We start from the raw sequence: 23,160 nt of genomic DNA, 5'->3' as shown, positions 1-23,160 counted from the left end.
TCAAAAGATCGCAGCCTTCGGCAGCTCAGGATTTTTTCGCCGCGTCAGAAAGCCCCGCTCTTTTCTTGAAGATGCGGGGCTTTTTTACGGCTATCGTTTACCGGGGGATGGACTCCCTTGAAACGGACAAGAGGCAAACGCGCATGCGCCACCATTCGGTCATCCACACGCCGAAACTCAGCGATTATCAGGAACTGACCCAGGTCTGGGAGGCCTCGGTCCGCGCGACCCACGATTTTCTGCCCGACAGCTACATCGAGCTGCTGCGCAAACTGGTGCTGACCCGCTACCTCGACGCGGTAATGCTGATCTGCACCAAGGACAGCCACCAGCGCATCACCGGGTTTGCCGGTGTTGCAGCAGGCAAGATCGAGATGCTGTTTATTGACCCCGCACACCGCGGCCAAGGCCTGGGCAAGCGATTATTGCGTTACGCCATGGAGCACCTGAACGCCGACGAACTGGACGTCAACGAACAGAACCCGCAAGCGTTGGGGTTTTACTTCAAGCAGGGTTTCGAAGTGATCGGACGCTCGGAAGTCGATGGCATGGGCCAGCCGTATCCGCTGCTGCATATGCGGTTGCGCCAAACCGAGCAACGCTCGGGTAACGGCTGACACAACATAGATCCTTGTGGGAGCTGGCTTGCCAGCGATGCAGACGCCGCGGTCTGACAAATACATCGCTGGCAAGCCAGCTCCCACAAGTAATGCGAACGCACCGAAATGGAACCGGGCTTAACCGGCGCCACACAGGTACAATGCACACCCCTTTTTTGTTACGGCCCTGTCATGACTGACCCGATTCGCCTCTCCAAACGCCTCATCGAACTGGTCGGTTGCTCCCGCCGGGAGGCCGAACTGTTCATTGAGGGCGGCTGGGTCACCGTGGACGGCGAAGTCATCGACGAGCCGCAATTCAAGGTCGAAGGCCAAAAGGTCGAGCTCGACAAAGACGCCAAGGCCACCGCGCCTGAGCCCGTCACTATTTTGCTCAACGTGCCGGCCGGCATCGATACCGACAGCGCAATGCAGCTGATCAGCGCCGAAACCCTGAGCGAAGAGCACCGCTACGGCAAACGCCCGTTGCGCGGGCACTTCCTGCGCCTGAGCACCAGCGCCGACCTGCAGGCCAATGCCAGCGGTCTGCTGGTATTCACCCAGGACTGGAAAATCCTGCGCAAGCTCACCGCCGACTCCGCCAAGATCGAGCAGGAATACGTGGTTGAAGTAGAGGGCGATATGGTCGCTCACGGCCTCAACCGCTTGACCCACGGCCTCACCCACAAGGGCAAGGAGTTGCCGGCAGTCAAAGCCAGCTGGCAGAACGAAAACCGCCTGCGCTTCGCCATGAAAAACCCGCAGCCGGGGATCATTGCCCAGCTCTGCCAGGCCGTTGGCTTGAAGGTTATCAGCGTGCGCCGCATCCGCATTGGCGGTGTGTCCATCGGCAAAGTGCCAGTTGGCCAATGGCGCTACATGTCCGGCAAAGAGAAGTTCTGACGACTCTGTTTTGCCGCCCCACATTTTCGGCAGCGCCCCGCGCGATGCCCACAGCGAAAGATCAGGATTGCTCACATGATTCATAACGACGTATTGCGCAGCGTGCGCTACATGCTCGACATCAGCGACAAGAAAGTCATTGAAATCACCAAGACCGGCGGCATGGAAATCGCCCTCGAAGACCTGGTGAAATACCTCGACAAGAAAGAAGAAGACGAAGAAGGCTTCGTGCGCTGCCCGGACGAAGTCATCGCGCACTTCCTCGACGGCCTGGTGATCTTCAAACGTGGCAAGGACGAAAGCCGTCCGCCGCAGCCGATCGAAGTGCCGGTGACCAACAACATCATTCTGAAAAAGCTGCGTGTGGCCTTCGAACTGAAAGAAGACGACATGCACGCAATCCTCAAGGCTGCCGAGTTCCCGGTGTCCAAGCCTGAGCTGAGCGCGCTGTTCCGCAAGGTTGGCCACACCAACTACCGTCCGTGCGGCGATCAACTGCTGCGCAACTTCCTCAAGGGCCTCACGCTGCGCGTGAGAGCGTAAAACCAGCTACGAGCCGCAAGCTGCAAGCTCTTACTTGTAGCTTGTAGCTTGCCACTCGCAGCTGGCCGCATGGCCTAGAGTGTATTGATCCCTAACACTCAGGACTCGCCATGCACCCGTACTTTTCCCTGCAAGGCCGCACCGCTCTGGTGACCGGTGGCACTCGTGGTATCGGCAATGGGCCGAGCAAGGCAGCCTTGCATCAGCTGTCACGGATTCTGGCACGCGAACTGGTGAGCCAGCACATCAACGTCAACGTGATCGCACCGGGCCGCTTTCCGAGCAAGATGACCCAGCATATTGGCAACGATGAGCAGGCATTCGCCGAGGACACGGCGCTGATTCCGATGAAGCGCTGGGGGCGAGAGGAAGAGATGGCGGCGCTGGCGATCAGTCTGGCGAGTACGGCTGGGGCGTATATGATCGGGAATATCATTCCTTTGGATGGCGGGTTCAGCCTGTGAATCGGCGGTGAAGCTATCGCTGGCAAGCCAGCTCCCACAAGGTTCTCGAGCGTTTCCGTTATTTTGTGCACCACACAACCTGTGGGAGCTGGCTTGCCAGCGATGGCGTCAGCCCTGCCAACACCAGACTTGAGGTTGGAAGGGTTATCATGCCCGCCCTGATCCCGCCTCCGACCTCAAACCATGACTTACAGCGTCTCCCCCATCGGCTTCGTCCGCTCCTGCTTCAAGGAGAAGTTCGCCATCCCGCGCCAACCGCAATTGGCACCCGCCGCCCGTGGCGTGCTGGAACTGGTGCCGCCGTTCGATCAGGGTGACGCCGTGCAGGGTCTGGAACAGGTCAGTCACGTCTGGCTGCTGTTCCTGTTCCATCAGGCTCTGGAAGAAAAACCGCGTCTGAAAGTGCGCCCTCCCCGGCTCGGCGGCAACAAGTCCATGGGCGTGTTCGCCACTCGCGCCACCCACCGCCCGAATGGCATTGGCCAATCCGTGGTGAAACTGGACAAGGTCGAAGCCAATCGCCTGTTCATCTCTGGTATCGATCTGCTCGACGGCACGCCGATTCTCGACATCAAACCTTACGTGCCTTACGCCGACACCATCCCCGACGCCTCCAACAACATCGCCAGCGCTGCGCCGCAACTGATTGACGTGCAGTGGACGGACACAGCGCTGCAACAAGCGCACACACACGCACAGCGCCTGGCCGAGCCATTGGTCGAGTTGATCGAGCAGTGTTTGGCGCAGGATCCGCGCCCGGCGTATCAGACGCCAGCGCCGGAGCGTGAATACGGCGCACAATTCTGGGATCTGGACGTGCGCTGGCATTACCCCGTGCCTGAGCAGATTCGCGTCCTCGAAGTCATCCCCGCTGACGCATAAACCCCGAAAACGAAAAAGCCCGCGCCGCCTTCTCAGGCAACGCGGGCTTTTTGCTGTCACACCACAACACCCATTGTGGGAGCGAGCCTGCTCGCGAAGGCGTTGTGTCACCCAACATAAATGTTAATGACAGATCGCATTCGCGAGCAGGCTCGCTCCCATAGGGAATGTGTCTTACTTCTCGACGAACGCACGCTCGATCAGGTAATCACCCGGCTCGCGCATGCGCGGCGAGACTTTCAGGCCGAAGCTGTTCAACACTTCGCTGGTCTCGTCGAGCATGCTCGGGCTGCCGCACAGCATGGCGCGGTCGTCCTGCGGGTTGATCGGCGGCAGGCCGATGTCCCTGAACAGCTTGCCGCTGCGCATCAGATCGGTCAGGCGGCCTTCGTTCTCGAACGGCTCGCGGGTCACGGTCGGGTAGTAGATCAGCTTGTCGCGCAGCGCTTCGCCGAAGAACTCGTTCTGTGGCAGGTGCTCGGTGATGAATTCGCGGTAGGCGACTTCATTCACATAGCGAACGCCGTGGCACAGGATCACTTTTTCGAAACGCTCGTAGGTTTCAGGATCCTGGATCACGCTCATGAACGGCGCCAGACCGGTGCCGGTGCTGAGCAGGTAAAGGTGTTTGCCGGGTTTCAGGTCATCCAGTACCAGCGTGCCCGTAGGCTTTTTGCTGATGATGATCTCGTCGCCTTCCTTCAGGTGCTGCAACTGCGAAGTCAGCGGGCCATCAGGCACCTTGATGCTGAAGAATTCCAGATGCTCTTCCCAGTTCGGGCTCGCGATCGAGTAAGCGCGCATAAGCGGGCGGCCATTTGGCTGTTGCAGGCCGATCATCACGAACTGCCCATTCTCGAAGCGCAGGCCCGGGTCTCGGGTGCACTTGAAGCTGAACAGGGTATCGTTCCAGTGATGAACACTGAGGACACGCTCGTGGTTCATGTTGCTCATGTACGTTTGACTCCTGGATATTGGGTCTGCGCGTCTCTTGAAGCCAATGATGGCAGGCCGACGGTGCGCAATTGCATCGCATTCTAATAGCGACGACAATATCTGTTAACTGGATTATTAAGATAAGGGTTATCGGTTATATCGATATGCGATTTACTCTCCGTCAACTGCAAGTCTTCGTCGCCGTCGCCCAGCAGGAAAGCGTGTCCCGTGCTGCGGGTCTGCTCAACCTCTCACAATCGGCGGCGAGCACCTCGATCACCGAACTGGAGCGCCAGTCCAGCTGCCAGCTGTTCGACCGCGCCGGCAAACGGCTGAGCCTCAACGCCCTCGGCAAACAGCTGTTGCCGCAAGCGGTAGCCCTGCTTGATCAGGCCAAAGAGATCGAAGACCTGCTCAACGGCAAGTCCGGTTTCGGCTCACTGGCAGTCGGTGCGACGCTGACCATCGGCAATTACCTGGCGACCCTGCTAATCGGCAGCTTCATGCAACGCCATCCGGAAAGCCAGGTGAAGTTGCACGTGCAGAACACCGCTAACATCGTGCAACAGGTCGCTCATTACGAAATTGATCTGGGTCTAATTGAAGGCGATTGCAGCCACCCGGACATCGAAGTGCAAAGCTGGGTCGAGGATGAACTGGTGGTGTTCTGCGCGCCGCAGCATCCACTGGCCAAACGCGGTAGCGCGAGCATGGAAGAGTTGACGCACGAAGCGTGGATTCTGCGCGAACAAGGCTCCGGCACGCGCCTGACGTTTGATCAGGCCATGCGTCACCATCGCAGCGCGCTGAATATCCGACTTGAGCTGGAACACACCGAAGCGATCAAACGCGCGGTGGAATCGGGGCTGGGGATTGGCTGCATCTCGCGGCTGGCACTGCGTGATGCATTCCGGCGCGGCAGCCTGGTGGCGGTGGAAACGCCAGATATGGATCTGGCGCGGCAGTTCTACTTCATCTGGCACAAACAGAAGTACCAGACCTCGGCCATGCGCGAATTTCTCGAGCTGTGCCGCGCTTTCACCGCGGGTGTTCAGCGCAGCGACGAGATCGTCTTGCCGACTATCGCTTAAAGCAGAATCACTGCCCACACCAGCGCGATCATGCTCAACGCCACGAATTGCGCGGCGCTGCCCATGTCCTTGGCGTTCTTGGACAGTGGGTGCAGCTCCAGCGAGATGCGGTCGATGGCCGCTTCCACTGCCGAGTTCAGCAGTTCGACGATCAGCGCCAGCAGACACACGGCGATCAACAGCGCCTGTTCAACACGGCTGACATTCAGGAAAAACGTCAGTGGCACCAGCACCACATTGAGCAGCACCAGTTGGCGGAATGCCGCTTCGCCGGTGAAGGCTGCGCGCAGACCATCCAGCGAGTAACCGGAAGCGTTGAGAATGCGTTTCAGGCCGGTCTGGCCCTTGAAAGGTGACATAAAGTAGAAACCAACCAAAAAGGAGTGGGAAAGCTAGATCAACCAAAGTCAAAAAAGCGTGAACGCGCCAGCCATTACTGGCTCGGAATTGACTCCAGTTGTTGCAGAAGCAATGCCGCCTGAGTTCGGGTGCGCACATTCAGTTTGCGAAAGATCGCCGTGACGTGGGCCTTGATGGTCGCTTCCGACACACTCAACTCATAGGCAATCTGCTTGTTCAACAGGCCTTCGCAGACCATGGTCAATACGCGGAACTGCTGGGGGGTCAGGCTGGCCAGGCCATCGCTGGCGGCTTTGGCTTCGGCAGAAACGCTGACCGCTTCAAAAGCTTGCGGTGGCCAAAACACATCGCCATCGAGCACTTTGCGCACGGCTTCCTGAATCACGCTGAGGTCGCTGGACTTGGGAATAAAGCCACTGGCGCCGAACTCGCGGGATTTGACCATCACTGAGGCTTCTTCCTGCGCCGAGACCATCACCACCGGAATTTGCGGGTATTGGCCGCGCAACATCACCAACCCGGAAAACCCGAAAGCGCCGGGCATGTTCAGATCCAGCAGGACCAGATCCCAGTCAGCCTTTTCTGTCAGACGCGTTTCCAGTTCGGCGATGCTCGCCACTTCCACCAGCCGTACATCCGGGCCAAGGCCCAGCGTCACTGCTTGATGCAGGGCGCTACGAAACAGGGGGTGATCATCGGCAATCAGGATGTCGTATGTGGCCATTTTTCAAATGATCCTGTTTTTTGATGGCAGACCCGGTCTAGTCGGCTCTGGCCAAAGCAACTCAAGATGCCGCTTGTAGCGGCATCCACAGGGGCACGTTCAACGCCAATAACCAGCAAACACGGCGTTTCAAACCTTGGCAGCACCCTAATCGGCGCCAAGCATGCCCAGCGAAGACGGGGTGGTCAAGCAACACGGTCGCCGCGATGTGCAGTATGGGCCACTATTGGGCCAAGTCCGCCTGCGGCTTTCGTATAAAGGGTTGCAACTCGGCGTGGGCCGGCGTCGATTCATTCATATCCAATTGCTGTTTGGCGCCCAGATAATGCTGGCTGAACACATCGAAATAAGCGTCCAGCGCCGACGCTGCGTCGCTGTCACCTGCCAGCTCCAGACACAGCGCCGCGACTTCGGCGGTGCACAGGTGCTCACTGCGGGTCGAGCGGCGCAACCGGTAGCGCGACAGTTTGTCGGGCAGCAGACTGAGAATCGGCAAGCGCTCAAAATACGGGCTCTTGCGGAAGATCTTGCGCGCTTCGGTCCAGGTCGCGTCCAGCAGAATAAACAGCGGGCGCTTGCCGCTTTCGAGCTCGACGGTGTTGGTCACCCGCGACGGCTCGACATATTCCCCGGGAAACACCAGATACGGCTGCCACTGTGGGTCATTGAGCAGTGCCAGCATCTGCGGGTCGGGCTCGGTACGTGACCAGATGAATGCGTGGTTATCCCGTACCACATCAGCAATCAGCCAACCGGTGTTGCTCGGCTTGAACACTTCCTTGCCGGTCATGATCAGGCACACACCCGAGCGGGAGTCGACGCTTGGCCGCCAGGCGCACAGGCAATGACTGATGATTACCCGACAGTCACGGCAACGCTCGGAGCGAAAGCCTCGGGCCTGAATAGGCTTGATACCCTCGTCCTCGCGCTGATCACGCAAGCGGGCTACGGCGTTGGGGGCATGATGGATCACGGGCGGCGCCACTCAGCAGGGAAACTCGACACGAACGACACTCGGCAGGGCAATAAAGACCGGAAGTTTACCAGAGCGACAAGGACAAACCTGTACCGTCCAGACCGGCTCCCCTATAATTCGCCGCCACTGAACGCACAGTCACGTGGCTGGTCGAAACACCAGTCACTGAACCAGGAGAGTTTCATGCTGCGCCTTATCGTTCCCACCGCTGCCATTCTGCTGGCGTCGTCCTTCACCGCTCAAGCTGCATCCTTGAGTGAGCAGAATCTGAACAGAGAGCTGCGCAACGTCGCCGCCCAAAGCAGCGTCGGCACGCCACGGGCAATCAACGAAGACATTCTTGATCAGGGCTATACCGTTGAAGGCACTCAGTTGATCAATCACCTGAGCGTACAAAAGAGCCACGCCGACAAAATGCGCGCAGACCCCAAAGCCGTGTATTTCCAGTTGGGTGCGTCGGTTTGCAACAACCCATCGTTCCGCAAGCTGATGGCCAAAGGCGCGATCATGCGTTACGAATTCACCGAAGTGAAAACCAACAAGGCTGTTGGCGCTGCCAGCTACCAGGATTCGGATTGTCCAAAAGCCGCTCCGGCGAAAAAGAAGTAATCATCGCGAATTGGCGCGCCGCTGTTCATCCTCGGCGCGCAATTCGGCCACCAGGGCCTGTAAATAACGAGAACGCCGCTCCCCGCCTGCCAACCTTCGGCAGCACTCCTCTTCGAGACTCACCTGGTTGGTCTCGGCTGACGCCTTCAACATCCGGTACAGCTGCGTATCGATTTCCAGAATCACTCTGGCCACGTATCCCGCCTCCTTGCTGTCGACAAATCCTTGAATAGCGTGCTCCTTGCATACGGTCAGTAATGCCAAGTTGTAGCAAGGTGCCTGTAGGTTAGTTAATCAGAGGGTTTGCCGTTCGGCGCACGTTCGGACGAACGGTGAAATCATCGACCGGACAATCAACAAGCGATTGCTATCCGCCGCGCTGCAGCGCAATGATCAAGTCAGCGCAATCACGCGCAAGGGTCTAGATTCAGAGTATTCACGATCAGTTGTCAGCGGCAGGAAAAGGAACTGTCGATTGTGTGTTTTCGCAGCGCAGCCCTGACGCCGCGCGTCAGGGCGACCCGCTCTGTGCAGAAGGAGACGTTGAATGCCTTACCAACCGAATGACCTGCTCAGCCGTCATTTTCAGGAAAGCGGCCCCGACCTCATCAGCCAGGTCGAAGAACAACTCAACCGTGTTTCCACCAACAGTCCAAATATTCCCATCTACCGAGACATGATCCTGACTGTGCTGCGCATGGCCCAGGAAGACCACAACCGCTGGAACGCCAAGATCACGTTGCAAGCCCTGCGCGAGCTGGAGCAGACGTTTCGGGTTCTGGAACAATTCAAGGGCCGACGCAAGGTCACTGTGTTCGGCTCGGCGCGCACGCCGGTCGAGCATCCGCTGTATGCATTGGCCCGGGAACTCGGCGCGAAACTGGCGAGTTCGGACATGATGGTCATCACCGGTGCCGGTGGCGGCATCATGGCCGCCGCCCATGAAGGCGCAGGGCGTGATCACAGCCTCGGGTTCAACATCACCCTGCCTTTCGAACAACATGCCAACCCGACCGTAGACGGTACCGGCAACCTGCTTCCGTTTCACTTCTTCTTCACCCGCAAGCTGTTTTTCGTCAAGGAGGCCGACGCATTGGTACTGTGCCCGGGTGGCTTCGGCACGCTGGATGAAGCACTGGAAGTGCTGACACTGATCCAGACCGGCAAAAGCCCACTGGTTCCGGTGGTACTGCTGGACGCACCGGGCGGTACGTTCTGGCAAGGCGCGATGGATTTCATCCGCCAGCAACTGGAGGAAAACCACTACATCCTGCCGACCGACATGAAGCTGATGCGATTGGTCTACACCGTCGAGGAAGCGGTGGAACAGATCACCCAGTTTTATAGCAACTTCCACTCCAGTCGCTGGCTCCATGGGCAATTCGTGATTCGCATGAATCACAAACTCAGCGATCAGGCGTTGGAGCATATGCAGGAAGCCTTTGCTGATCTGTGTTTGAGCGGCCAATTCCATCAGCATGCCTACAGCGGCGAAGAACACGACGACGCCCAGTTCAGTCATCTGTCGCGCTTGGCTTTTGCCTTTACCGCCCGCAATCAAGGGCGCTTGAGGGAGTTGGTGGACTACATCAACTTGCCGGAAAACTGGGCCCATTCCCAACCGCAAACCGCCCAACGCAGCCGAGAATCTTCCAAGGTAATTTGAAGGCAAAAAAAAACGGCCCGCTATTTTCATAGCGGGCCGTTTCGTTTCAACCGTTCAATCGTCCATCCCTCTGCCGCTGAACAAGCGGTTGATCATCTCCATCGAGAAGCCCCGATACGCCAGGAAGCGGCCTTGTTTGGCCCGTTCCCTGGCATCAATCGGCAAATGCCCGGAGAATTTCCGCTGCCAGGTTTCCTGAAGTTGCTCCTGCCAGCTGATACCGCTTTCGCGCAGGGCGAGTTCGATATCGGCACGTTGCAAACCACGCTGGCTCAGCTCCTCGCGAATTCGCAGAGGGCCATAACCGGAACGGGCTCGGTAGGAAACAAAGCTTTCAAGATAACGGGCTTCGGAAAGCAACCCTTCTTCCGTCAAACGGTCGAGGGCTGTTTCGATCATTTCCGCCTCAGCGCCGCGCTGACGCAGTTTACGCGTCAGCTCGACTCGACCGTGCTCGCGACGTGCGAGCAGGTCCATGGCGGTTCGCCGCACCGCGACGAGGGTATCGAGTACAAGTGTCATTCAAAGACTTCAAACGTCGACATCGGCCTCAGCCATATCGTCGACTTTGTCCTTGGCCAGCGAAGCCTTGACGTCTGCCGCCGGGGCCAGCAGTTTGTCACGCAGTTGCTTCTCGAGCTTCTTGGCGATTTCCGGATTGTCTGCCAGGAACTTGGCCGAGTTGGCCTTGCCCTGACCGATCTTGGTGCCTTCATAGGCGTACCAGGCGCCGGACTTCTCGACGAAGCCGTGCAGCACGCCCAGGTCGATCATCTCGCCGTTGAGGTAGATGCCCTTGCCGTAAAGAATCTGGAACTCGGCCTGACGGAACGGCGAAGCCACCTTGTTTTTCACAACCTTGACGCGGGTTTCGCTGCCGACCACTTCGTCGCCTTCTTTCACCGCGCCAGTACGGCGAATGTCGAGACGAACCGAGGCGTAGAACTTCAGCGCATTACCACCGGTGGTGGTTTCCGGGCTACCGAACATCACGCCGATCTTCATGCGGATCTGGTTGATGAAGATAACCAGGCAGTTGGCGTTCTTGATGTTACCGGTGATTTTACGCAGCGCCTGGGACATCAGACGGGCTTGCAGGCCCACGTGCATGTCACCCATTTCGCCTTCGATTTCAGCCTTCGGCACCAGTGCAGCCACGGAGTCGACGATGATCACGTCAACGGCGTTGGAGCGCACCAGCATGTCGGTGATTTCCAGAGCTTGTTCGCCGGTGTCAGGCTGGGAAACCAGCAGGTCATCAACGTTGACGCCCAGTTTGCCGGCGTACTCAGGGTCGAGGGCGTGTTCGGCGTCGACGAATGCGCAGGTCGCGCCAGCTTTTTGAGCCTGGGCGATCACGGACAGTGTCAGTGTGGTTTTACCGGAAGATTCAGGACCATAGATTTCAACGATACGGCCTTTTGGCAGGCCGCCAATGCCGAGTGCAATGTCCAGACCCAGAGAGCCAGTGGAGATAGCCGGGATCGCCTGACGGTCCTGATCGCCCATACGCATTACGGCACCCTTGCCGAATTGACGTTCGATCTGACCCAGGGCCGCAGCCAAGGCTTTCTTCTTGTTGTCGTCCATTAAAGTCCTCACGTAATCAATAAGGCCTGACGGCCAACACCTGTATAAGTAGCCAGTATTATTCCACAGCGTTCGCGGATCGCCTACCCCTGTTTTTCGATTTCTCGTGCCGCTAGTCGCATGAGCCCCTCTAGCGCGGCCTTCACCGTTTGTCGGCGGACTTCATCGCGATTGCCCGCGAAGTGCTGCACTTCACTGGTAACCACATCGCCAACGCCCCAGGCCAGCCACACGGTGCCCACCGGTTTGTTTGGCGTGCCACCGTCGGGCCCGGCCACACCGCTGACCGCCACGGCGAACCGCGCCAGGCTCTGCGCCTGCGCACCTCGCACCATCGCCTCGACCACCTCGCTACTGACTGCGCCCACCGAGTCGAACAACTCGGCCGGCACATTCAGTTGCTGGGTTTTCTGTCGGTTGGAGTACGTCACGTAACCGGCCTCGAACCACGCCGAGCTGCCTGGAATCCGCGTGATGGCTTCGGCAATCCCGCCGCCGGTGCAGGACTCGGCGGTGGTGACGTGGGCATTGAGCACTTGCAGACGTCGGCCAAGCTCGGCTGCCAGTTGAGTGATCTCTTTCACGTTGCTCTCCGGATCGTGTGGAATGCGTCCACCGTACACGAGCCGGTTGTGCTTTCAATACACAAGCTTATTCAAAATGTTCGGGCGCCAACGCTCTGACATAGGCCTGACAGGCCTGCAAGGCAATCAGTCCGCGATCGCCTTCGTCGGTGATGGCGACAATTCGTTGAGCATGCGCCGGGTCAAGTCGGGCGCGTACGGTTGCATGATCCACGCCGCCGGTGCCGGCGGCGGCTGGCACTGCACAGCCTGCGGCAACGTCGCCTGCGTCGAGGAGGACTGACAGGCGCACATCAGCAGTGGCAAGACGATCGCGCAGGCGATCCTGATCACGTTGGGCATCGCTCAGCGCTCGATAGTGGGTTTGTTCACTGGCTGCGAGCCGCTGCTCGAGGGCCAGACGTTTATCCTGCTCGGCTTGTTGCGCGGTGGCTGCGGTCAGGGTCAGTTGATTGAGGACTTCTGCGTTTAACCGAGCCTGTTCGGCCAGTTGCCGTCCATAGCGCCAGTCCTGAACCTGCCAGCCCAGCGCCGCAGCCCCCAGGGCCAGCAACGCCACGCCGATCACTCGCCAAGTGATTGGCATAACACAGCCCTCGCCCGCGCCCAGATCTCGAGCCGTTCCTGCAAGCCGTTCAACCCGCCGTTGATACGACGGGTGATAGTGTTGAACTGGTCGCGGTCGGCGAGCTCGTTCAAGCCATTCTTTTCCCAGAACCACGCGGCGGACTCGGCGGCCCATTGCGGCTGCTCCAACAGTTCCGGCAAGGACAGCAGACGCTCATCGCCGAACAGGCCGAGGCTGCATTGACGATAGTTGCTACGGCCGGTGATCTGGATCAACCCGCGACCGCGGTACTTTTGTCCATCACCATCGGCCTGCGGCGTATTGCCCAGACGTAACGCCAGCGTGCCGGTGTCGTATTTGCTCAGGTACTGGTTGTTGCCCAACTCGCGCACGTACTGCAACTGGCCCGACTCGTGGCCGATTTGCGCAAGAAATGCAGCGACACGTTTAGGCGTATCGATGCGGTGGTTGGCCATGGCGCTGTTTAGCGCAGATACAAAAACGCCCGCTTGGCTGCGGGCGTTTGGCATGATGTTTAAAAGGTTGTTTTCAGTTATTTGCATGATGCGTAATCCTCCCTGGATGATCGGATTGAATCATGGTTGCCGACCAAACACTGCCAACCATTTGCTTTCCGGAATTTTCGGGGAAACAGTATTGAATTTGAGGCCTGCAGATTTAGAACGCAGCTTCCAACCAACTCGGCGCCACCGGTCGATGCTCGCTGAACGGGAAGAAAGAACCCTGCGGCCAGTCACGCAATTGACGGCGATAGGTTTGCAATTCGGCGTATTGCTCGGTGGTCAGCGTCGTGCCGCCACCGTCCTCGAGCTCATCGCGATCGCGTGCGACCAGACCGTCCGTGGCAGCCAATTGCGCAGTGCGCCACCGGCGCTCGATGTCGGCTGCTGCTTCTGCCGACGGAGGCGGTGGATCAACAAGAATGGGGTAGCCGTTATCCGCACGCACTCCAATCACTTTTGCAGTGACGGCCAGTTGCTGCAGCAGCGAAATCCAATAAGTCTGAGGAATTTCGATGACATCAGCGGGAATGTCGGTTGAGTTGATACCCGGTACATAAACGCCCCGGGTGCTGGCGCTGAACAAAACGTTATGCAGATTCATTCAATAGCCCTTCGCGAAATAGTTGATACCCCAGCCCGCAGCAACGTTACCGCCGAAATCACGCACCTTGAGCTTGCAGCCTTGTTGCTTTCCTGAGCCTGCGATCAAGATGACCATTGCCCCGTCGCCGCCCGCATGGGTGGCCACTACTGAAGAAAATGCAGTGGGGAAGGAAATTGGAAATGTGATATCGACTTCGCCCTTGGCATCCGTTGTGCCGACGCCCCATTGGTCAATGTTGCCGCTGGCAAACCTTTGATAGCCAACGTTGCCGTTAATGCCGGAATGGGCGGTGGCGTACCGATCGCTGACCGACCCTCCGTACAGCCGCCATTGGTTGGCCAGTTTGATCAGACACGCGGAATCACCGAGACCGAGTTTCAACGACCCGATCGTACCGTTACAGGTTTCTATTTGTTCGTTAGCGGCGGGATTGATGGTGAGCACACCGTTGCCCGCGTTAATCACGTGAAGTGTGCTGGCATGGGTGATGCCATTAATGGTGGGCAGCGTTGCCGTGATCGGCGTTGTACTGGCAAAACTCGCCACGCCCCCCACGTTGGCCATGGTCAGGGCAGTGCTCGTCGGGTACGAAATGAATCCGGAAAATTGCAAACCCGCGCGGGCCACGAACTCGGTAGTAGCGACTGTTTTGCCTTTGTCGAACTGCGGCGCAGTCACGAACAGATTGCTGCTACGCAGCGCACTGAGCAGCTGATTATTGGAGGCCTCCGTAGGGGTCAGGCCCGCGCTCTGGATGACCGTCAACAACTCTTGCGTAACACCATTGCCCCAACTGGCTGGAATCAACGACCCCGGCTTGCCCGTCAACAAATCCTCATCAACGAACTTGCCGTCCATCAACCCGGCGCTGGGAACACTCTTTGGATAATCCATGACTCATCTCCTTATCTGAAAATACATGCGAGCGGAGCGTCAGCCTGCATCGGCCATCAACCAATGCGGCGCTGTCGGTCGAGAGACCGCTGCCGGGAAAGTTCTGGATTCGGGCCAATCGCGCAGCGCTTGTCGGTACTCGAGTAGCTCCAGATATTGCTGGGCCTTGAGCGTCGTGCCCCGGCCAAGTTCCTGTTCATCGCGATGACGCACCACCCGCCACTCGGTCGCCGCAAGGGACGCATCCCGCCACGTGCGATCAGGTGTCCTTGGGTCTTGCTCTGCAACAACGCCTGCTGGAGTAACCACTGCTGTTTGCAGAACCTCCTGTGTCTTGATTTGCTGCGGCACCTCGCTCAGCGGCGCACCGATTTCGACTTTCATGCCGTCCGGCACCTGCACCATTGTCTCGACGAAGGCGGGGGCGAACAGTTGGGTAATCAGGTAGTCACCGGTATCGATCAGTTCGACCGCGACACCGTTTTCAACTCGTGCATAACGGGCCATTATTCGTACTCCCAGATTTCACAGAAGGCGTTGCCGCCAGCGCCGCTTAGCACTGAAGCGGAAGCGTTGGTTGAGCAAGAGCCGCTTCCCCCTGAGCCACGGCCACCAGAACCGCCAGTTCCGTTTACGCCGATACGTGGGGCACCGCCGTCGAACGGACTAGAGCCGCCAGCCCCGGCAAGTACCCCCCAATTGGCGTTGTACATCCCGTACTCACCACCGATGCCACGCGCATTGGAAAGTGTGCCACCGGTAACGGCCTGCCCTCCTGCACCTCCATGAATGAACCCCACTGCCGTTGCAGTTACCGCCAACGTCAGGATTTGCCCTCCCGCACCGTCCGCAGCACTCATATATGTGCCGAAGGAAGCGCCTCCTCCTGGCTGGCCCGCCGCGTTACTTGCTGCACCACCGGCCCCCAGCGAAACAGGGACACCTGCCAGCATTTGTGGGGTTACCTCATACAGGCTCTCCACGTACGCACCGGAACCTCCGCCGCCGCCGATCATTTGATGACTCGCAGCTACTGGCACACAACCGCCGCCAGATCCACCCGCCCCAACCAATCGCACGCGAATGCGTTTGGCTTTCGGATTTGGCTTGTAAACAGTGATACCAACCGTCTCGATCTGCCTGATTGCCAACAGTCGCCCGCCGGCATCGGTGATGCCGTAGCCACTCAGCGTGGTCGGGGTGTTTTTCAGTTTGCGGAAGTCGACCAGCGCGCCAATGGCGGTGGCCAACTGGTCGGTTTTAGCCTCATCGGGCGTCAGCCCGGCAGCCTTGATGGCGTTAAGAATTTCTTGTGTAACGTTGTTGCCCCAGGCGGCGGGGATCAACGATCCCGGTGTTCCGGCCACGGGGTTTTCATCGACGAAACCGCCGTTGACCAAGCCCACACCGGGGATGGTTTTTGGGTAGTCCATTGCACTTCTCCCTGTGCAGCCATCAGCTGTCTACGGTTGTGCCAGGCGCGATCGGCCAAGTGATTTGTTCGGGGAAGCCGGGCAGCTTTTCGATACGGTTCAGCTCAACGCTGTAGAGCTTCCATTCGAGCAGTCGCAGCTGTTCATCATGGCTGGCATCACCGATGTCTTCGGCGTATTGCAGGGGCGCGATGCGCAGGACGGCGTCACGAAGTAACGTGTCTCGCAAGCGGAACACATCGACCTTGATCGCAGATACGCGCGCGGTTTCATCGAGTTTCCAAGTGTTGTCGATCCAGAAGTAACCGTCGCCCGGCCACGGTTCGGCAGTGAGTTCGTCTGGTAACTCTCCCGGCTCACTCCATATCTGCTTTACTCCGTTTTCCTTCCGATACACCAATCCTCGACGGTCTATCACCTCACGGGGAACGTTATTCACCAGCGTCCAGACGCGGCCGCTTTCAGGCGCAGGCAATTCGAATGAAAGTTGAACGGCATTACTCGGTAGTTGGACACCGAGGCCTGGCGTAACCGCAAGTTCAATAGGGCCAGTCAGGAAGCCCGAGTGATCAATCAGATAATTAAACATGGGCACCTCAGATAAGTTTGATTCGACCCGGATAGGCAATATTTCGAGGTCGCGTGACACCGCCGTGGTTCAGCAACTCAGAGTCTGCAATCGGCGTAACCGGTGCAGCAGGTGTGATGTACTTGACAGTGGCACCCGCGTAATCGGTGTAGTTCCCCATATCGAGTCCCAACTGGACCTTCTGGGAAACGATGTGTGTCGCGAACAGAATGTTGTCAGCGATGCCGTTGTCACCCTGGACCAACGAGCCTTTTTGCCAAGACCCTGGCGCGCGTCCGGTATCAACCAGACCGCCTTCGGCCAGCACGCGCAAAAATTCACCACGGGCCTCTGGCAGGCGGAAGGTCGTGGCGCCGTCTCCTGGAGTCCACGCACCACCGCGATCAGCTTCAGAACGCAACATGCCCGACTGCTGAGCGTGATCCCAAAGCCATGGCCATTCCGAGCGATTCAGCAAGGAACCATTCAGCGCGGCATAGCCACCCGGTAGAACTGCCAGCGTGGTCTCAAAATCGATACGTCCGATTGAAGAACCGTCCAGACGACCGACCGGCCACCAGTTGCCCGCCAGATCGCTGCGCAGATGCCACCAGTCACCCGCCCCCATCAACACTAGAAATGGATAGCCCGAAGTATTCAGGTGGGTGTGAAACCTGATCACATCACCGCTTGAACTTTGCACGACCAAGCGGTTACCGCTGTTATCAACACGCCGCACAATGACGTCGCGGATACCCAGTTTGGCGTTGGCTGGCGGTAGGCTGACGCTCAATGCGCCGGCCCCGGCATCGATCAAAACCAGACCGAGTTCCTGCTCGATCAACGTCTTGGAAGCAGCGATCCGCGTGACAACCGAACGCATCGGACTGGCACTCCCGACAATCGCCTGAATCGCCTTGAGCAACTGGCTGTTGTCCGCTTCCGAAGCCACCAACCCACCGCCGCTGATCACACTCAGGATCTCCTGAGTCACGCTGTTGCCCCACACCGCCGGAATCAACGAACCGGGCTTACCCGCCACCGGGTTTTCATCGACGAAGCGGCCATCGACAAGGCCGACGCTGGGGACGCTTTTTGGATAATCCATAGGTTTTTCGTTCCTCTGAAATAACAAATGAACCGCGTCACGAGGGATGCTGCTGCAGGCTCGTCCGAAGTCTTTTTCTGAAAATAAAAAGCCCACAATGAAGTGGGCTTGAGAGATGCAAAACGAAGGTTCGTGATCTAGCTGTTCTGGCCGCTGACCAGTTGGCTTATAGCCAACAGCGCCTCGTCGGCGGCGCTACGCGCCAGATCGATGTTGCCCTTGGTCGCGTGCGCGCGGATCTGCGTTTTGGCCTTGAGGCGCAGGGTGCGCAGGGTCAAGAGGTGATCGGTGAGTTGATCGGCCTTGCCGAGAATCTGATCCGCAGCCTGTTTGGCCGTACGACCTTTGACAACCCAGGCAGCGACCGACAGCGGCACTTCCTTTTTCGGGTAACCGGCGTCCTGATAAGCCTGGGCGTCGGCGGCGGCCTGGGCGTATTCCATGGCTTTGAGCGGGTCGCCGGCCAGTGCCGTGCGAGCGTTGTCGGCGGCGGCATCGACTTTGGTGCACAGGTGTTCAGTTTCCTGCTCGTCCAAAACACGTTTTTTATCAGCGCTCAGTACCCACTGTTCGCCATCCCATTCGTGGGCAGTTGAAGGCTGGGGAACACGTAACTCGCCATCGAACTGGTGAAGTTCTTGAATAACGATCATCGAATAAGCTCCCACGAAAGCTGGACGTTCACGGCGTCAGAAAAGTTGATCGCGATACCAACGCTGTAGTCGGTGACTGGATGGCTCTTGATGCCCATGCTCAGCAATAATTCGTCACTGTCGGCAACCGATTGTCCAAGGTTGTGCTCAGCCTGATAGCACTGCCAGAGCGAGCGCAAATTGGCGTGATCGAAACTCGCAGTCAGACTGGAAACCGTAACGTCATTGACGATGTTGTTACTGAACAGCACGCACGGTGCAACCGTGGCCGGGTTCCAGCCACCCGGGTTATTGGAGCTGCCGGCGATAATGGGCGACAGAAAGCAATAGTTGCCTCCGGCCCAACCAGTTGACGGAAAGGCAACCGTTGTCACTGCCGTCGACGACGGAGTCGGGTTACCAGCAACCAGACGAGCAGAACGTGCATGAGGATCAAGCGGGAGGAATATTGCCCCAGTGCCATTGACGGTTTGTGTCCAGGTCAAACGTGCCCTGTTGTAAATGGTGCGCACCGTAGGCACGGAACCCGGCGCACCGGTCACCACCCACGCCAGGCACATGTCCAGCGCCGTGGATTGGAATCCGCCACCGGTAGCACCGTTGAGTGCCCCTTTCAGTGACTCCGGCACCACATCGTGAATGCCACCCCTTTGCATGTAGAACGTCAGCACACCACCGATGACCTGCGCACGCAGAAAGTAATGGCTGCTGGGCAGAAGATCCGCACTGCTCCAGGACGAAGTCACGAAAGTGCGTGAACGCCCCAATTGGCCGCTCACCACTTCCTGGCCAAGGCTGATAAACGTACCGGCAGCAATCGAAACTCTGCCACCACTGGTGGATGCCGCAGCCGGACTGACTGGCAAACGACCATCGGAGGTGGCGACCGTCGGCAGCGGCAATGCCACTAAAGGCAAAGCCAGATCCTGATTCCAGCCCTTGGATGTTACGGACTGAATCGCCTGCAACAATTGATCGTATTTGTTTTCATCCGGCGCCAGATCCCCGGCCCTGATCACGTTAATGATTTCTTGCGTGACGCTGTTGCCCCACTCCGCCGGAATCAACGACCCCGGCGTTCCCATCAGCGGGTTCTCATCGACAAACTTCCCATTCACCAACCCGGCGCTGGGCACACTTTTCGGATAATCCATCCCACTTACTCCCTAGTCATAGTTGATGTGCACCTTGGTATGCGCCGGCGCACTGCGGTGGATCAGGCATTCCAGCGCCGAGCCCGGGTTTACACCGAAGCGTTCGCCCCAGTAACTTGCCCCGAAGCGTCGACCCAGCAGCAGGCGGCCGCCGGTGTTGAGCGTCCACATGAACTGCGCTTCCCAAGTCCCGAAATGCGCCGCGCCGAACCGTGCACGACCCATGCGTGGGGCTTCGTGTTCGGTGATGGAGGCGTTGGGGTAACCCTGGCTTTTGGCGATTTCGAGGTAGTAACCGACGGCCTGACTGCCAACCGCGAGCAAGCGCCGGCGCACGGCGAGGCGGCGGTCGTCGAACAGCGGTTCGGCGCCCAGGCACGGGTCGGGCAGGTTCATCACCCGCTCCCAGTCCGGCACCAGTTCACTAACGCCGGCCGGGTCCATTTCGTTGAGCAGGTCGGCGGCGCGGGCGTCGAGGCGCGCCAGTTCGACGGCGACGCCTTGCAGCACTTCTTCAAGTTCCGGAACCCGCTCCGGGTCCCATGCGGGACCCGATGGCAGCAATGCGCGAAGTTGCGCCTGATATTGCGCGGCGGTTCTTATGCCCCCCATACGCAACCTCCGAAGGTGAGCAGTTCACTTGGGGCGGCGGGCACATCGACGACCGGTGCGGTGAGCGTGTGATCGTATTCGCCGCCAGCGCTGCTGATGGCTTCGCGGATGTGGCTGATCAGCAACGGCACGCCAAGATCGGCTTCACGGTTGTGCAAGTCGCGCAACTGCGCTTCGACGGCGGCACGCACGGCGGTGGTGTCGGGATTGACGCTTTTGAAGCGATACACCACCGGCACTTGAATCGGCTTCTGCACATGCACTTCGGCGGTGACCGGGCGCAGCGGTTCGATGTAGTCCTGAACTTCTGCCAGTTGCTCGTCGTTGGGTACTGGTTGCGGATCGTCGTCACGCATGATGAACACCGTTACCGTGCCCGGGCCGAGCAAACCGCCACGGCACCACGCGCGGGTCACGCCCGGCACTTCCAGCGCCCAGGTCTCGTAGTCATTGGCCGAGCCGCCATGGGGGATGACGCGATAGGAGCGGATCACCCGCGAACGCAGCGACTCCAGACTTTCGCGCGCCACGCCACCGCTGAGTCCCGGCGCCAACACCACAAAACTGCTGCCGACAATGCCGGCAATCGGCTGCACCGGGGTCAATGCCAGACCGGCATCGGCGTTACCCAAACTTCCGGCATCCAGCGCGGCAATGGTCGTGGTGTTGATGCCATTGGCGGTGGTGCGCGCCGTGGTCACTTTGTACGTGCGACCGTCGTTCGTTTGCAGCAGCGTGTCCACGTCCAGCACTGCGCCGGCCGTCGCGGTGAAACTGACGCTGCCGCTGGCCACTTGCGCGGGTTTGCGCGGCTGGTTCAGACGCAGCGCGGCGATGCGTTCCAGGGTCGACTCGTCGGCCTTGTCCGGCAGGATCTGCTCGGCGATCCAGTCGAGATAACCGTACAGACCATAAGCGGCGCCGCCCAAGGTGCGGGCCAGCACTTGCGCATCGGACTGGCGCAGCGAATCGCCGGCCAGGTCGCTTTGGGTGCGCTTGATCAGCACCGGCAGCGAAGGGGTTTCAAACGGCATAGATCACCTGCCAACTGTTATCGGGGTTGATGTCCAGACGTTCACCGTCGGCTAGGGTCAGGACCGTGCGCAGGTTCAGGCGCTGGGCGTCGAGGCGTTCGCTGATGATGTCGATGGCGCTGCAATGGCCGTCGTCGATCAGCCATTGCAAGGCTTCGCGGGCATAAAACTCGGCGTCCATCTGGGTCTGTCGGGTCAGCTTGACCCGACGCAACAGCCACAGACGCGAGCCGATGCGATCGTCGGCAACGGTGGGAAAAGTGTCGCCCCACCAGCCGTAGCGCTCTTCATCGTCGAGGGCGTCGTCATCGGCGGCGCGACGCCAGCTGAACAGGCTGATGAGCACGGCGCGGGTCAGCGCGGCGTGGAGGTTCTGGCTGATAAACATCACTTGCCTCCTGCCGGTGCGCCGGTCTGGCCGTTGCCGGCCTGCACGCCGACGTGCACGTGTTTGATCTGGCTGATGCCGCCGGCGAGTTGATCGCCGGTGGACACGATTTTTCCGGTCTGGTTGATCACCGGCGTATCGAAGTTCACAGCGGTACTGGCGCGTATGTTCAGCGTGGCGGTCTCGATGTCGATGATCCGCCCGCGCTTGAAGTGAATCTTGTCGCCCTCGTCGGTGTAAATCGCCACTTCGCCACTGGCGAGCGATTGCAGGCGGTAGCGACGATCGGCGACCACCAGGGCGATAGCGTGGGAACGGTCACCGCCCAGAAATGTGACGACACCTTCGGCGCCGGGCAGCGGGTTGCTGGTGAAGCCGTAAGGTTCGAAGTGTTCGAGGTCATCGTTGACTTCGCCGGCGGTGAGGCGCATTTGCAGCGATTGCAGCTTGGATGCCGAATTGGCGAGCACGACAGTGCCGCGCGCCAGGAGGCGTGTCAGTAGGCTCATGGGGTGTCCTTCAAAAAGTGGCCCGAATGGGATCAATGTGGGAGCGAGCCTGCTCGCGAATGCGCTGGGTCAGGCACTGTGATGCTGAGGCTGCCGACGCTTTCGCGAGCAGGCTCGCTCCCACAGCGTCGGTGTAGGGCTCAGGTTTTTTTCGGGGGGATTGGATCAGGATCGAAGGTATGCGGCGGCGCAACCTGCAGGGTTGTCACCGAGCCCTGTGCCGACAGTGAATAAGTCACTTTGGAAATCAGCATGTCGCCATCAAACCCGAGCACCGGATCCTTGACCTTCACCAGCGTGTTGTGACGCCACAGATCGCCGTTGGCCTGACGCCAGCCCTGTACCTGATAGGTGGTGGTTTGCGCCCGCCCCATGCGGGTGGCGCTTTCCCATTGGGCGCGCTGCTGGGCCAGTTCGAAAGTCAGCGCGGTGCCCTCGTTGATGATCGTGGTTCGTCGACGTTTGAAGCTCAGGTCGGCCGCTGTCGATTCAACTTCGCTGACGGCCGCCCCACTCTTCTTGTCCGAGCCCTTTTGCTGACCGATCACCCGGTATTCGGAGAACACCTGGCTGTGATCCATCGCAGCGTTGGCCGACAAGATGTTCTTGCCCAACTCCAATGCATCGCTGGCGCGCCCGCCACTGCCGGGCTTGGCCAGTACCAGCCGGCCTTGCTCGTCATCGGTGGAAAACACCCGGAACAACGAGAGCAAACGGTCGATCGACTGGAATACCGTTTCACCCGGCACAATCGTGTGCTTGGCCAGCCGCGAGGTCTCGGCAATTTCGTTGACCACCATCAACGAATACTCCATCGCCAAGGCCTGGACAATGCTCAGCAACGGTTGCTCCTGCCATTGATTGGGCCGGTTGGTGGCGGCGCAATCGACCAGATCCTGAGTTTTGGAACTGCCCTCGACACTCAGGCTGATCTGCCGACCGTCGTAGGTAATGGGCGCCTTGAACACGTAACCGGTGAGCACTAGGTCCTTGCCGATTTTCACTTCGCAGGGGTCACCCGGTTTGATCCGTTGATCCACCGCCTGCCCCGGCCATTGCCAGGTGATGTCGAGTTTGAAGGTGCGAAACTGGCGCTCAAGATCAGCCGTGATTTGCACGCTTTTCCAGCCGCCGTACTCCATGTCGTTGACTATCAACGTAACGCGGTTATCCATCTCGCTCAT

30 protein-coding genes and 1 pseudogene are annotated in these 23,160 nt (G+C 59.0%); 8 read left to right on the top strand and 23 right to left on the bottom strand.

Annotation, left to right across the window (positions count from 1 at the left end; translation table 11 throughout):
• Positions 1-143 precede the first annotated feature (143 nt).
• The 5 genes and pseudogenes from AB4P97_RS01775 (at position 144) to tsaA (ending at position 3,391) form a co-directional block, all read left to right on the top strand.
• Entirely contained in the window at positions 144-617 is a 474-nt protein-coding gene (locus AB4P97_RS01775; RefSeq protein ID WP_042557938.1) for a GNAT family N-acetyltransferase, read from the top strand.
• A 174-nt stretch (positions 618-791) separates the two neighbouring features.
• Positions 792-1,502, top strand: a complete 711-nt coding sequence (locus AB4P97_RS01770; RefSeq protein WP_042557937.1) for an rRNA pseudouridine synthase — start codon at positions 792-794, stop codon at positions 1,500-1,502.
• Positions 1,503-1,577: 75 nt separating this feature from the next.
• Positions 1,578-2,045 (top strand): DUF1456 family protein, encoded by a 468-nt coding sequence (locus tag AB4P97_RS01765; protein WP_042557936.1) that lies wholly within the window; start codon positions 1,578-1,580, stop codon positions 2,043-2,045.
• A gap of 176 nt (positions 2,046-2,221) precedes the next feature.
• Positions 2,222-2,509 (top strand): annotated as a pseudogene (locus tag AB4P97_RS01760) (SDR family oxidoreductase); the annotation flags it as partial.
• A gap of 183 nt (positions 2,510-2,692) precedes the next feature.
• The gene (gene tsaA, locus AB4P97_RS01755; protein WP_395601993.1) at positions 2,693-3,391 is read left to right on the top strand and encodes a tRNA (N6-threonylcarbamoyladenosine(37)-N6)-methyltransferase TrmO; all 699 of its coding nucleotides are present in this window, start codon (positions 2,693-2,695) and stop codon (positions 3,389-3,391) included.
• Positions 3,392-3,565: 174 nt separating this feature from the next.
• Here tsaA and fpr read toward each other — a convergent pair whose 3' ends face one another.
• Positions 3,566-4,345: a ferredoxin-NADP reductase gene (gene fpr / locus AB4P97_RS01750; protein WP_042557934.1), complete on the bottom strand. Its 780-nt coding sequence runs from the start codon at positions 4,343-4,345 to the stop codon at positions 3,566-3,568.
• Positions 4,346-4,491: 146 nt separating this feature from the next.
• On the opposite strand from fpr, the gene AB4P97_RS01745 reads away from it, so the two are divergent.
• Positions 4,492-5,418 (top strand): LysR family transcriptional regulator, encoded by a 927-nt coding sequence (locus tag AB4P97_RS01745; protein ID WP_042557933.1) that lies wholly within the window; start codon positions 4,492-4,494, stop codon positions 5,416-5,418.
• On the opposite strand, the gene AB4P97_RS01740 is transcribed toward AB4P97_RS01745, so the two are convergent.
• The 3 genes from AB4P97_RS01740 to AB4P97_RS01730 form a co-directional block, all read right to left on the bottom strand.
• On the bottom strand, positions 5,415-5,777 hold the full coding sequence (locus AB4P97_RS01740; protein WP_042557932.1) for a diacylglycerol kinase: 363 nt from the start codon (positions 5,775-5,777) through the stop codon (positions 5,415-5,417). The genes AB4P97_RS01745 and AB4P97_RS01740 overlap by 4 nt on opposite strands.
• Before the next feature lie 74 nt (positions 5,778-5,851).
• Positions 5,852-6,502, bottom strand: coding sequence for a response regulator transcription factor ErdR (gene erdR, locus AB4P97_RS01735; RefSeq protein ID WP_042557931.1), 651 nt, complete (start codon positions 6,500-6,502; stop codon positions 5,852-5,854).
• 223 nt (positions 6,503-6,725) lie between these two features.
• Positions 6,726-7,472, bottom strand: coding sequence for a tRNA-uridine aminocarboxypropyltransferase (locus tag AB4P97_RS01730; protein WP_181818461.1), 747 nt, complete (start codon positions 7,470-7,472; stop codon positions 6,726-6,728).
• 189 nt (positions 7,473-7,661) lie between these two features.
• Here AB4P97_RS01730 and AB4P97_RS01725 point away from each other — a divergent pair, with 189 nt between their 5' ends.
• Entirely contained in the window at positions 7,662-8,087 is a 426-nt protein-coding gene (locus AB4P97_RS01725) for a PA3611 family quorum-sensing-regulated virulence factor (protein WP_042557929.1), read from the top strand.
• Here AB4P97_RS01725 and AB4P97_RS01720 read toward each other — a convergent pair whose 3' ends face one another.
• On the bottom strand, positions 8,088-8,282 hold the full coding sequence (locus tag AB4P97_RS01720; RefSeq protein WP_003222272.1) for a hypothetical protein: 195 nt from the start codon (positions 8,280-8,282) through the stop codon (positions 8,088-8,090).
• A gap of 352 nt (positions 8,283-8,634) precedes the next feature.
• On the opposite strand from AB4P97_RS01720, the gene AB4P97_RS01715 reads away from it, so the two are divergent.
• Complete coding sequence (locus AB4P97_RS01715; RefSeq protein WP_395601992.1) at positions 8,635-9,753, top strand: TIGR00730 family Rossman fold protein; 1,119 nt, start codon at positions 8,635-8,637, stop codon at positions 9,751-9,753.
• 54 nt (positions 9,754-9,807) lie between these two features.
• On the opposite strand, the gene recX is transcribed toward AB4P97_RS01715, so the two are convergent.
• From recX to AB4P97_RS01625, 18 genes are all read right to left on the bottom strand, one after another.
• Positions 9,808-10,275: a recombination regulator RecX gene (gene recX / locus AB4P97_RS01710; protein ID WP_115146419.1), complete on the bottom strand. Its 468-nt coding sequence runs from the start codon at positions 10,273-10,275 to the stop codon at positions 9,808-9,810.
• A 9-nt stretch (positions 10,276-10,284) separates the two neighbouring features.
• On the bottom strand, positions 10,285-11,343 hold the full coding sequence (gene recA, locus AB4P97_RS01705) for a recombinase RecA (protein WP_042557927.1): 1,059 nt from the start codon (positions 11,341-11,343) through the stop codon (positions 10,285-10,287).
• An 83-nt stretch (positions 11,344-11,426) separates the two neighbouring features.
• Positions 11,427-11,927, bottom strand: coding sequence for a CinA family protein (locus tag AB4P97_RS01700; protein WP_042557926.1), 501 nt, complete (start codon positions 11,925-11,927; stop codon positions 11,427-11,429).
• 67 nt (positions 11,928-11,994) lie between these two features.
• The gene (locus AB4P97_RS01695) at positions 11,995-12,513 is read right to left on the bottom strand and encodes a lysis system i-spanin subunit Rz (protein ID WP_115146417.1); all 519 of its coding nucleotides are present in this window, start codon (positions 12,511-12,513) and stop codon (positions 11,995-11,997) included.
• Entirely contained in the window at positions 12,492-13,058 is a 567-nt protein-coding gene (locus tag AB4P97_RS01690; protein ID WP_395601991.1) for a glycoside hydrolase family 19 protein, read from the bottom strand. The genes AB4P97_RS01695 and AB4P97_RS01690 overlap by 22 nt, the downstream gene beginning before the upstream one ends.
• A 115-nt stretch (positions 13,059-13,173) precedes the next feature.
• Positions 13,174-13,620, bottom strand: a complete 447-nt coding sequence (locus AB4P97_RS01685; protein WP_100847370.1) for a phage tail assembly chaperone — start codon at positions 13,618-13,620, stop codon at positions 13,174-13,176.
• Positions 13,621-14,517, bottom strand: a complete 897-nt coding sequence (locus tag AB4P97_RS01680; protein WP_042557922.1) for a hypothetical protein — start codon at positions 14,515-14,517, stop codon at positions 13,621-13,623. It lies immediately after the preceding gene.
• Between the two features lie 39 nt (positions 14,518-14,556).
• Positions 14,557-15,024: a phage tail assembly chaperone gene (locus tag AB4P97_RS01675; protein WP_395601990.1), complete on the bottom strand. Its 468-nt coding sequence runs from the start codon at positions 15,022-15,024 to the stop codon at positions 14,557-14,559.
• The gene (locus tag AB4P97_RS01670; protein ID WP_395601989.1) at positions 15,024-15,950 is read right to left on the bottom strand and encodes a hypothetical protein; all 927 of its coding nucleotides are present in this window, start codon (positions 15,948-15,950) and stop codon (positions 15,024-15,026) included. The genes AB4P97_RS01675 and AB4P97_RS01670 overlap by 1 nt, the downstream gene beginning before the upstream one ends.
• A gap of 22 nt (positions 15,951-15,972) precedes the next feature.
• A complete protein-coding gene (locus AB4P97_RS01665) occupies positions 15,973-16,539 on the bottom strand; it encodes a tail fiber assembly protein (RefSeq protein ID WP_115146412.1) in 567 nt (188 codons plus the stop codon).
• 7 nt (positions 16,540-16,546) lie between these two features.
• Positions 16,547-17,626 (bottom strand): phage tail protein, encoded by a 1,080-nt coding sequence (locus AB4P97_RS01660; RefSeq protein WP_115146411.1) that lies wholly within the window; start codon positions 17,624-17,626, stop codon positions 16,547-16,549.
• 137 nt (positions 17,627-17,763) lie between these two features.
• Entirely contained in the window at positions 17,764-18,279 is a 516-nt protein-coding gene (locus AB4P97_RS01655; protein ID WP_210622058.1) for a phage tail protein, read from the bottom strand.
• The gene (locus AB4P97_RS01650; protein ID WP_395601988.1) at positions 18,276-19,433 is read right to left on the bottom strand and encodes a phage tail protein; all 1,158 of its coding nucleotides are present in this window, start codon (positions 19,431-19,433) and stop codon (positions 18,276-18,278) included. Before AB4P97_RS01650 ends, AB4P97_RS01655 begins: the two co-directional genes overlap by 4 nt.
• A 12-nt stretch (positions 19,434-19,445) precedes the next feature.
• Entirely contained in the window at positions 19,446-20,045 is a 600-nt protein-coding gene (locus AB4P97_RS01645; protein ID WP_042557915.1) for a YmfQ family protein, read from the bottom strand.
• Entirely contained in the window at positions 20,033-21,079 is a 1,047-nt protein-coding gene (locus tag AB4P97_RS01640) for a baseplate J/gp47 family protein (RefSeq protein ID WP_047299944.1), read from the bottom strand. Before AB4P97_RS01640 ends, AB4P97_RS01645 begins: the two co-directional genes overlap by 13 nt.
• Complete coding sequence (locus AB4P97_RS01635) at positions 21,069-21,467, bottom strand: phage GP46 family protein (protein WP_042557913.1); 399 nt, start codon at positions 21,465-21,467, stop codon at positions 21,069-21,071. Before AB4P97_RS01635 ends, AB4P97_RS01640 begins: the two co-directional genes overlap by 11 nt.
• The gene (locus AB4P97_RS01630; RefSeq protein WP_042557912.1) at positions 21,467-21,976 is read right to left on the bottom strand and encodes a phage baseplate assembly protein V; all 510 of its coding nucleotides are present in this window, start codon (positions 21,974-21,976) and stop codon (positions 21,467-21,469) included. The genes AB4P97_RS01635 and AB4P97_RS01630 overlap by 1 nt, the downstream gene beginning before the upstream one ends.
• A gap of 140 nt (positions 21,977-22,116) precedes the next feature.
• Positions 22,117-23,160, bottom strand: coding sequence for a phage baseplate assembly protein (locus tag AB4P97_RS01625; RefSeq protein ID WP_395601987.1), 1,044 nt, complete (start codon positions 23,158-23,160; stop codon positions 22,117-22,119).

This window comes from Pseudomonas sp. A1230 (genome assembly GCF_044218825.1).
In the GTDB taxonomy this organism is placed as follows: Bacteria; Pseudomonadota; Gammaproteobacteria; order Pseudomonadales; family Pseudomonadaceae; genus Aquipseudomonas; species Aquipseudomonas iridis.
The sequence above is the reverse complement of the archived record's forward strand: the minus strand, read 5'-3'. Positions and strand labels throughout refer to the sequence as shown.

What these genes read in the sequence shown, in the direction of transcription:
- AB4P97_RS01775 (WP_042557938.1), top strand. Translation starts at nt 144, where the DNA reads ATGCGCCACCATTCGGTCATCCACACGCCGAAACTCAGCGATTATCAG.
- AB4P97_RS01770 (WP_042557937.1), top strand. Translation starts at nt 792, where the DNA reads ATGACTGACCCGATTCGCCTCTCCAAACGCCTCATCGAACTGGTCGGT.
- AB4P97_RS01765 (WP_042557936.1), top strand. Translation starts at nt 1,578, where the DNA reads ATGATTCATAACGACGTATTGCGCAGCGTGCGCTACATGCTCGACATC.
- tsaA (WP_395601993.1), top strand. Translation starts at nt 2,693, where the DNA reads ATGACTTACAGCGTCTCCCCCATCGGCTTCGTCCGCTCCTGCTTCAAG.
- fpr (WP_042557934.1), bottom strand. Translation starts at nt 4,345, where the DNA reads ATGAGCAACATGAACCACGAGCGTGTCCTCAGTGTTCATCACTGGAAC.
- AB4P97_RS01745 (WP_042557933.1), top strand. Translation starts at nt 4,492, where the DNA reads ATGCGATTTACTCTCCGTCAACTGCAAGTCTTCGTCGCCGTCGCCCAG.
- AB4P97_RS01740 (WP_042557932.1), bottom strand. Translation starts at nt 5,777, where the DNA reads ATGTCACCTTTCAAGGGCCAGACCGGCCTGAAACGCATTCTCAACGCT.
- erdR (WP_042557931.1), bottom strand. Translation starts at nt 6,502, where the DNA reads ATGGCCACATACGACATCCTGATTGCCGATGATCACCCCCTGTTTCGT.
- AB4P97_RS01725 (WP_042557929.1), top strand. Translation starts at nt 7,662, where the DNA reads ATGCTGCGCCTTATCGTTCCCACCGCTGCCATTCTGCTGGCGTCGTCC.
- AB4P97_RS01715 (WP_395601992.1), top strand. Translation starts at nt 8,635, where the DNA reads ATGCCTTACCAACCGAATGACCTGCTCAGCCGTCATTTTCAGGAAAGC.
- recX (WP_115146419.1), bottom strand. Translation starts at nt 10,275, where the DNA reads ATGACACTTGTACTCGATACCCTCGTCGCGGTGCGGCGAACCGCCATG.
- recA (WP_042557927.1), bottom strand. Translation starts at nt 11,343, where the DNA reads ATGGACGACAACAAGAAGAAAGCCTTGGCTGCGGCCCTGGGTCAGATC.
- AB4P97_RS01695 (WP_115146417.1), bottom strand. Translation starts at nt 12,513, where the DNA reads ATGCCAATCACTTGGCGAGTGATCGGCGTGGCGTTGCTGGCCCTGGGG.
- AB4P97_RS01690 (WP_395601991.1), bottom strand. Translation starts at nt 13,058, where the DNA reads ATGCAAATAACTGAAAACAACCTTTTAAACATCATGCCAAACGCCCGC.
- AB4P97_RS01685 (WP_100847370.1), bottom strand. Translation starts at nt 13,620, where the DNA reads ATGAATCTGCATAACGTTTTGTTCAGCGCCAGCACCCGGGGCGTTTAT.
- AB4P97_RS01680 (WP_042557922.1), bottom strand. Translation starts at nt 14,517, where the DNA reads ATGGATTATCCAAAGAGTGTTCCCAGCGCCGGGTTGATGGACGGCAAG.
- AB4P97_RS01675 (WP_395601990.1), bottom strand. Translation starts at nt 15,024, where the DNA reads ATGGCCCGTTATGCACGAGTTGAAAACGGTGTCGCGGTCGAACTGATC.
- AB4P97_RS01670 (WP_395601989.1), bottom strand. Translation starts at nt 15,950, where the DNA reads ATGGACTACCCAAAAACCATCCCCGGTGTGGGCTTGGTCAACGGCGGT.
- AB4P97_RS01665 (WP_115146412.1), bottom strand. Translation starts at nt 16,539, where the DNA reads ATGTTTAATTATCTGATTGATCACTCGGGCTTCCTGACTGGCCCTATT.
- AB4P97_RS01660 (WP_115146411.1), bottom strand. Translation starts at nt 17,626, where the DNA reads ATGGATTATCCAAAAAGCGTCCCCAGCGTCGGCCTTGTCGATGGCCGC.
- AB4P97_RS01655 (WP_210622058.1), bottom strand. Translation starts at nt 18,279, where the DNA reads ATGATCGTTATTCAAGAACTTCACCAGTTCGATGGCGAGTTACGTGTT.
- AB4P97_RS01650 (WP_395601988.1), bottom strand. Translation starts at nt 19,433, where the DNA reads ATGGATTATCCGAAAAGTGTGCCCAGCGCCGGGTTGGTGAATGGGAAG.
- AB4P97_RS01645 (WP_042557915.1), bottom strand. Translation starts at nt 20,045, where the DNA reads ATGGGGGGCATAAGAACCGCCGCGCAATATCAGGCGCAACTTCGCGCA.
- AB4P97_RS01640 (WP_047299944.1), bottom strand. Translation starts at nt 21,079, where the DNA reads ATGCCGTTTGAAACCCCTTCGCTGCCGGTGCTGATCAAGCGCACCCAA.
- AB4P97_RS01635 (WP_042557913.1), bottom strand. Translation starts at nt 21,467, where the DNA reads ATGTTTATCAGCCAGAACCTCCACGCCGCGCTGACCCGCGCCGTGCTC.
- AB4P97_RS01630 (WP_042557912.1), bottom strand. Translation starts at nt 21,976, where the DNA reads ATGAGCCTACTGACACGCCTCCTGGCGCGCGGCACTGTCGTGCTCGCC.
- AB4P97_RS01625 (WP_395601987.1), bottom strand. Translation starts at nt 23,160, where the DNA reads ATGAGCGAGATGGATAACCGCGTTACGTTGATAGTCAACGACATGGAG.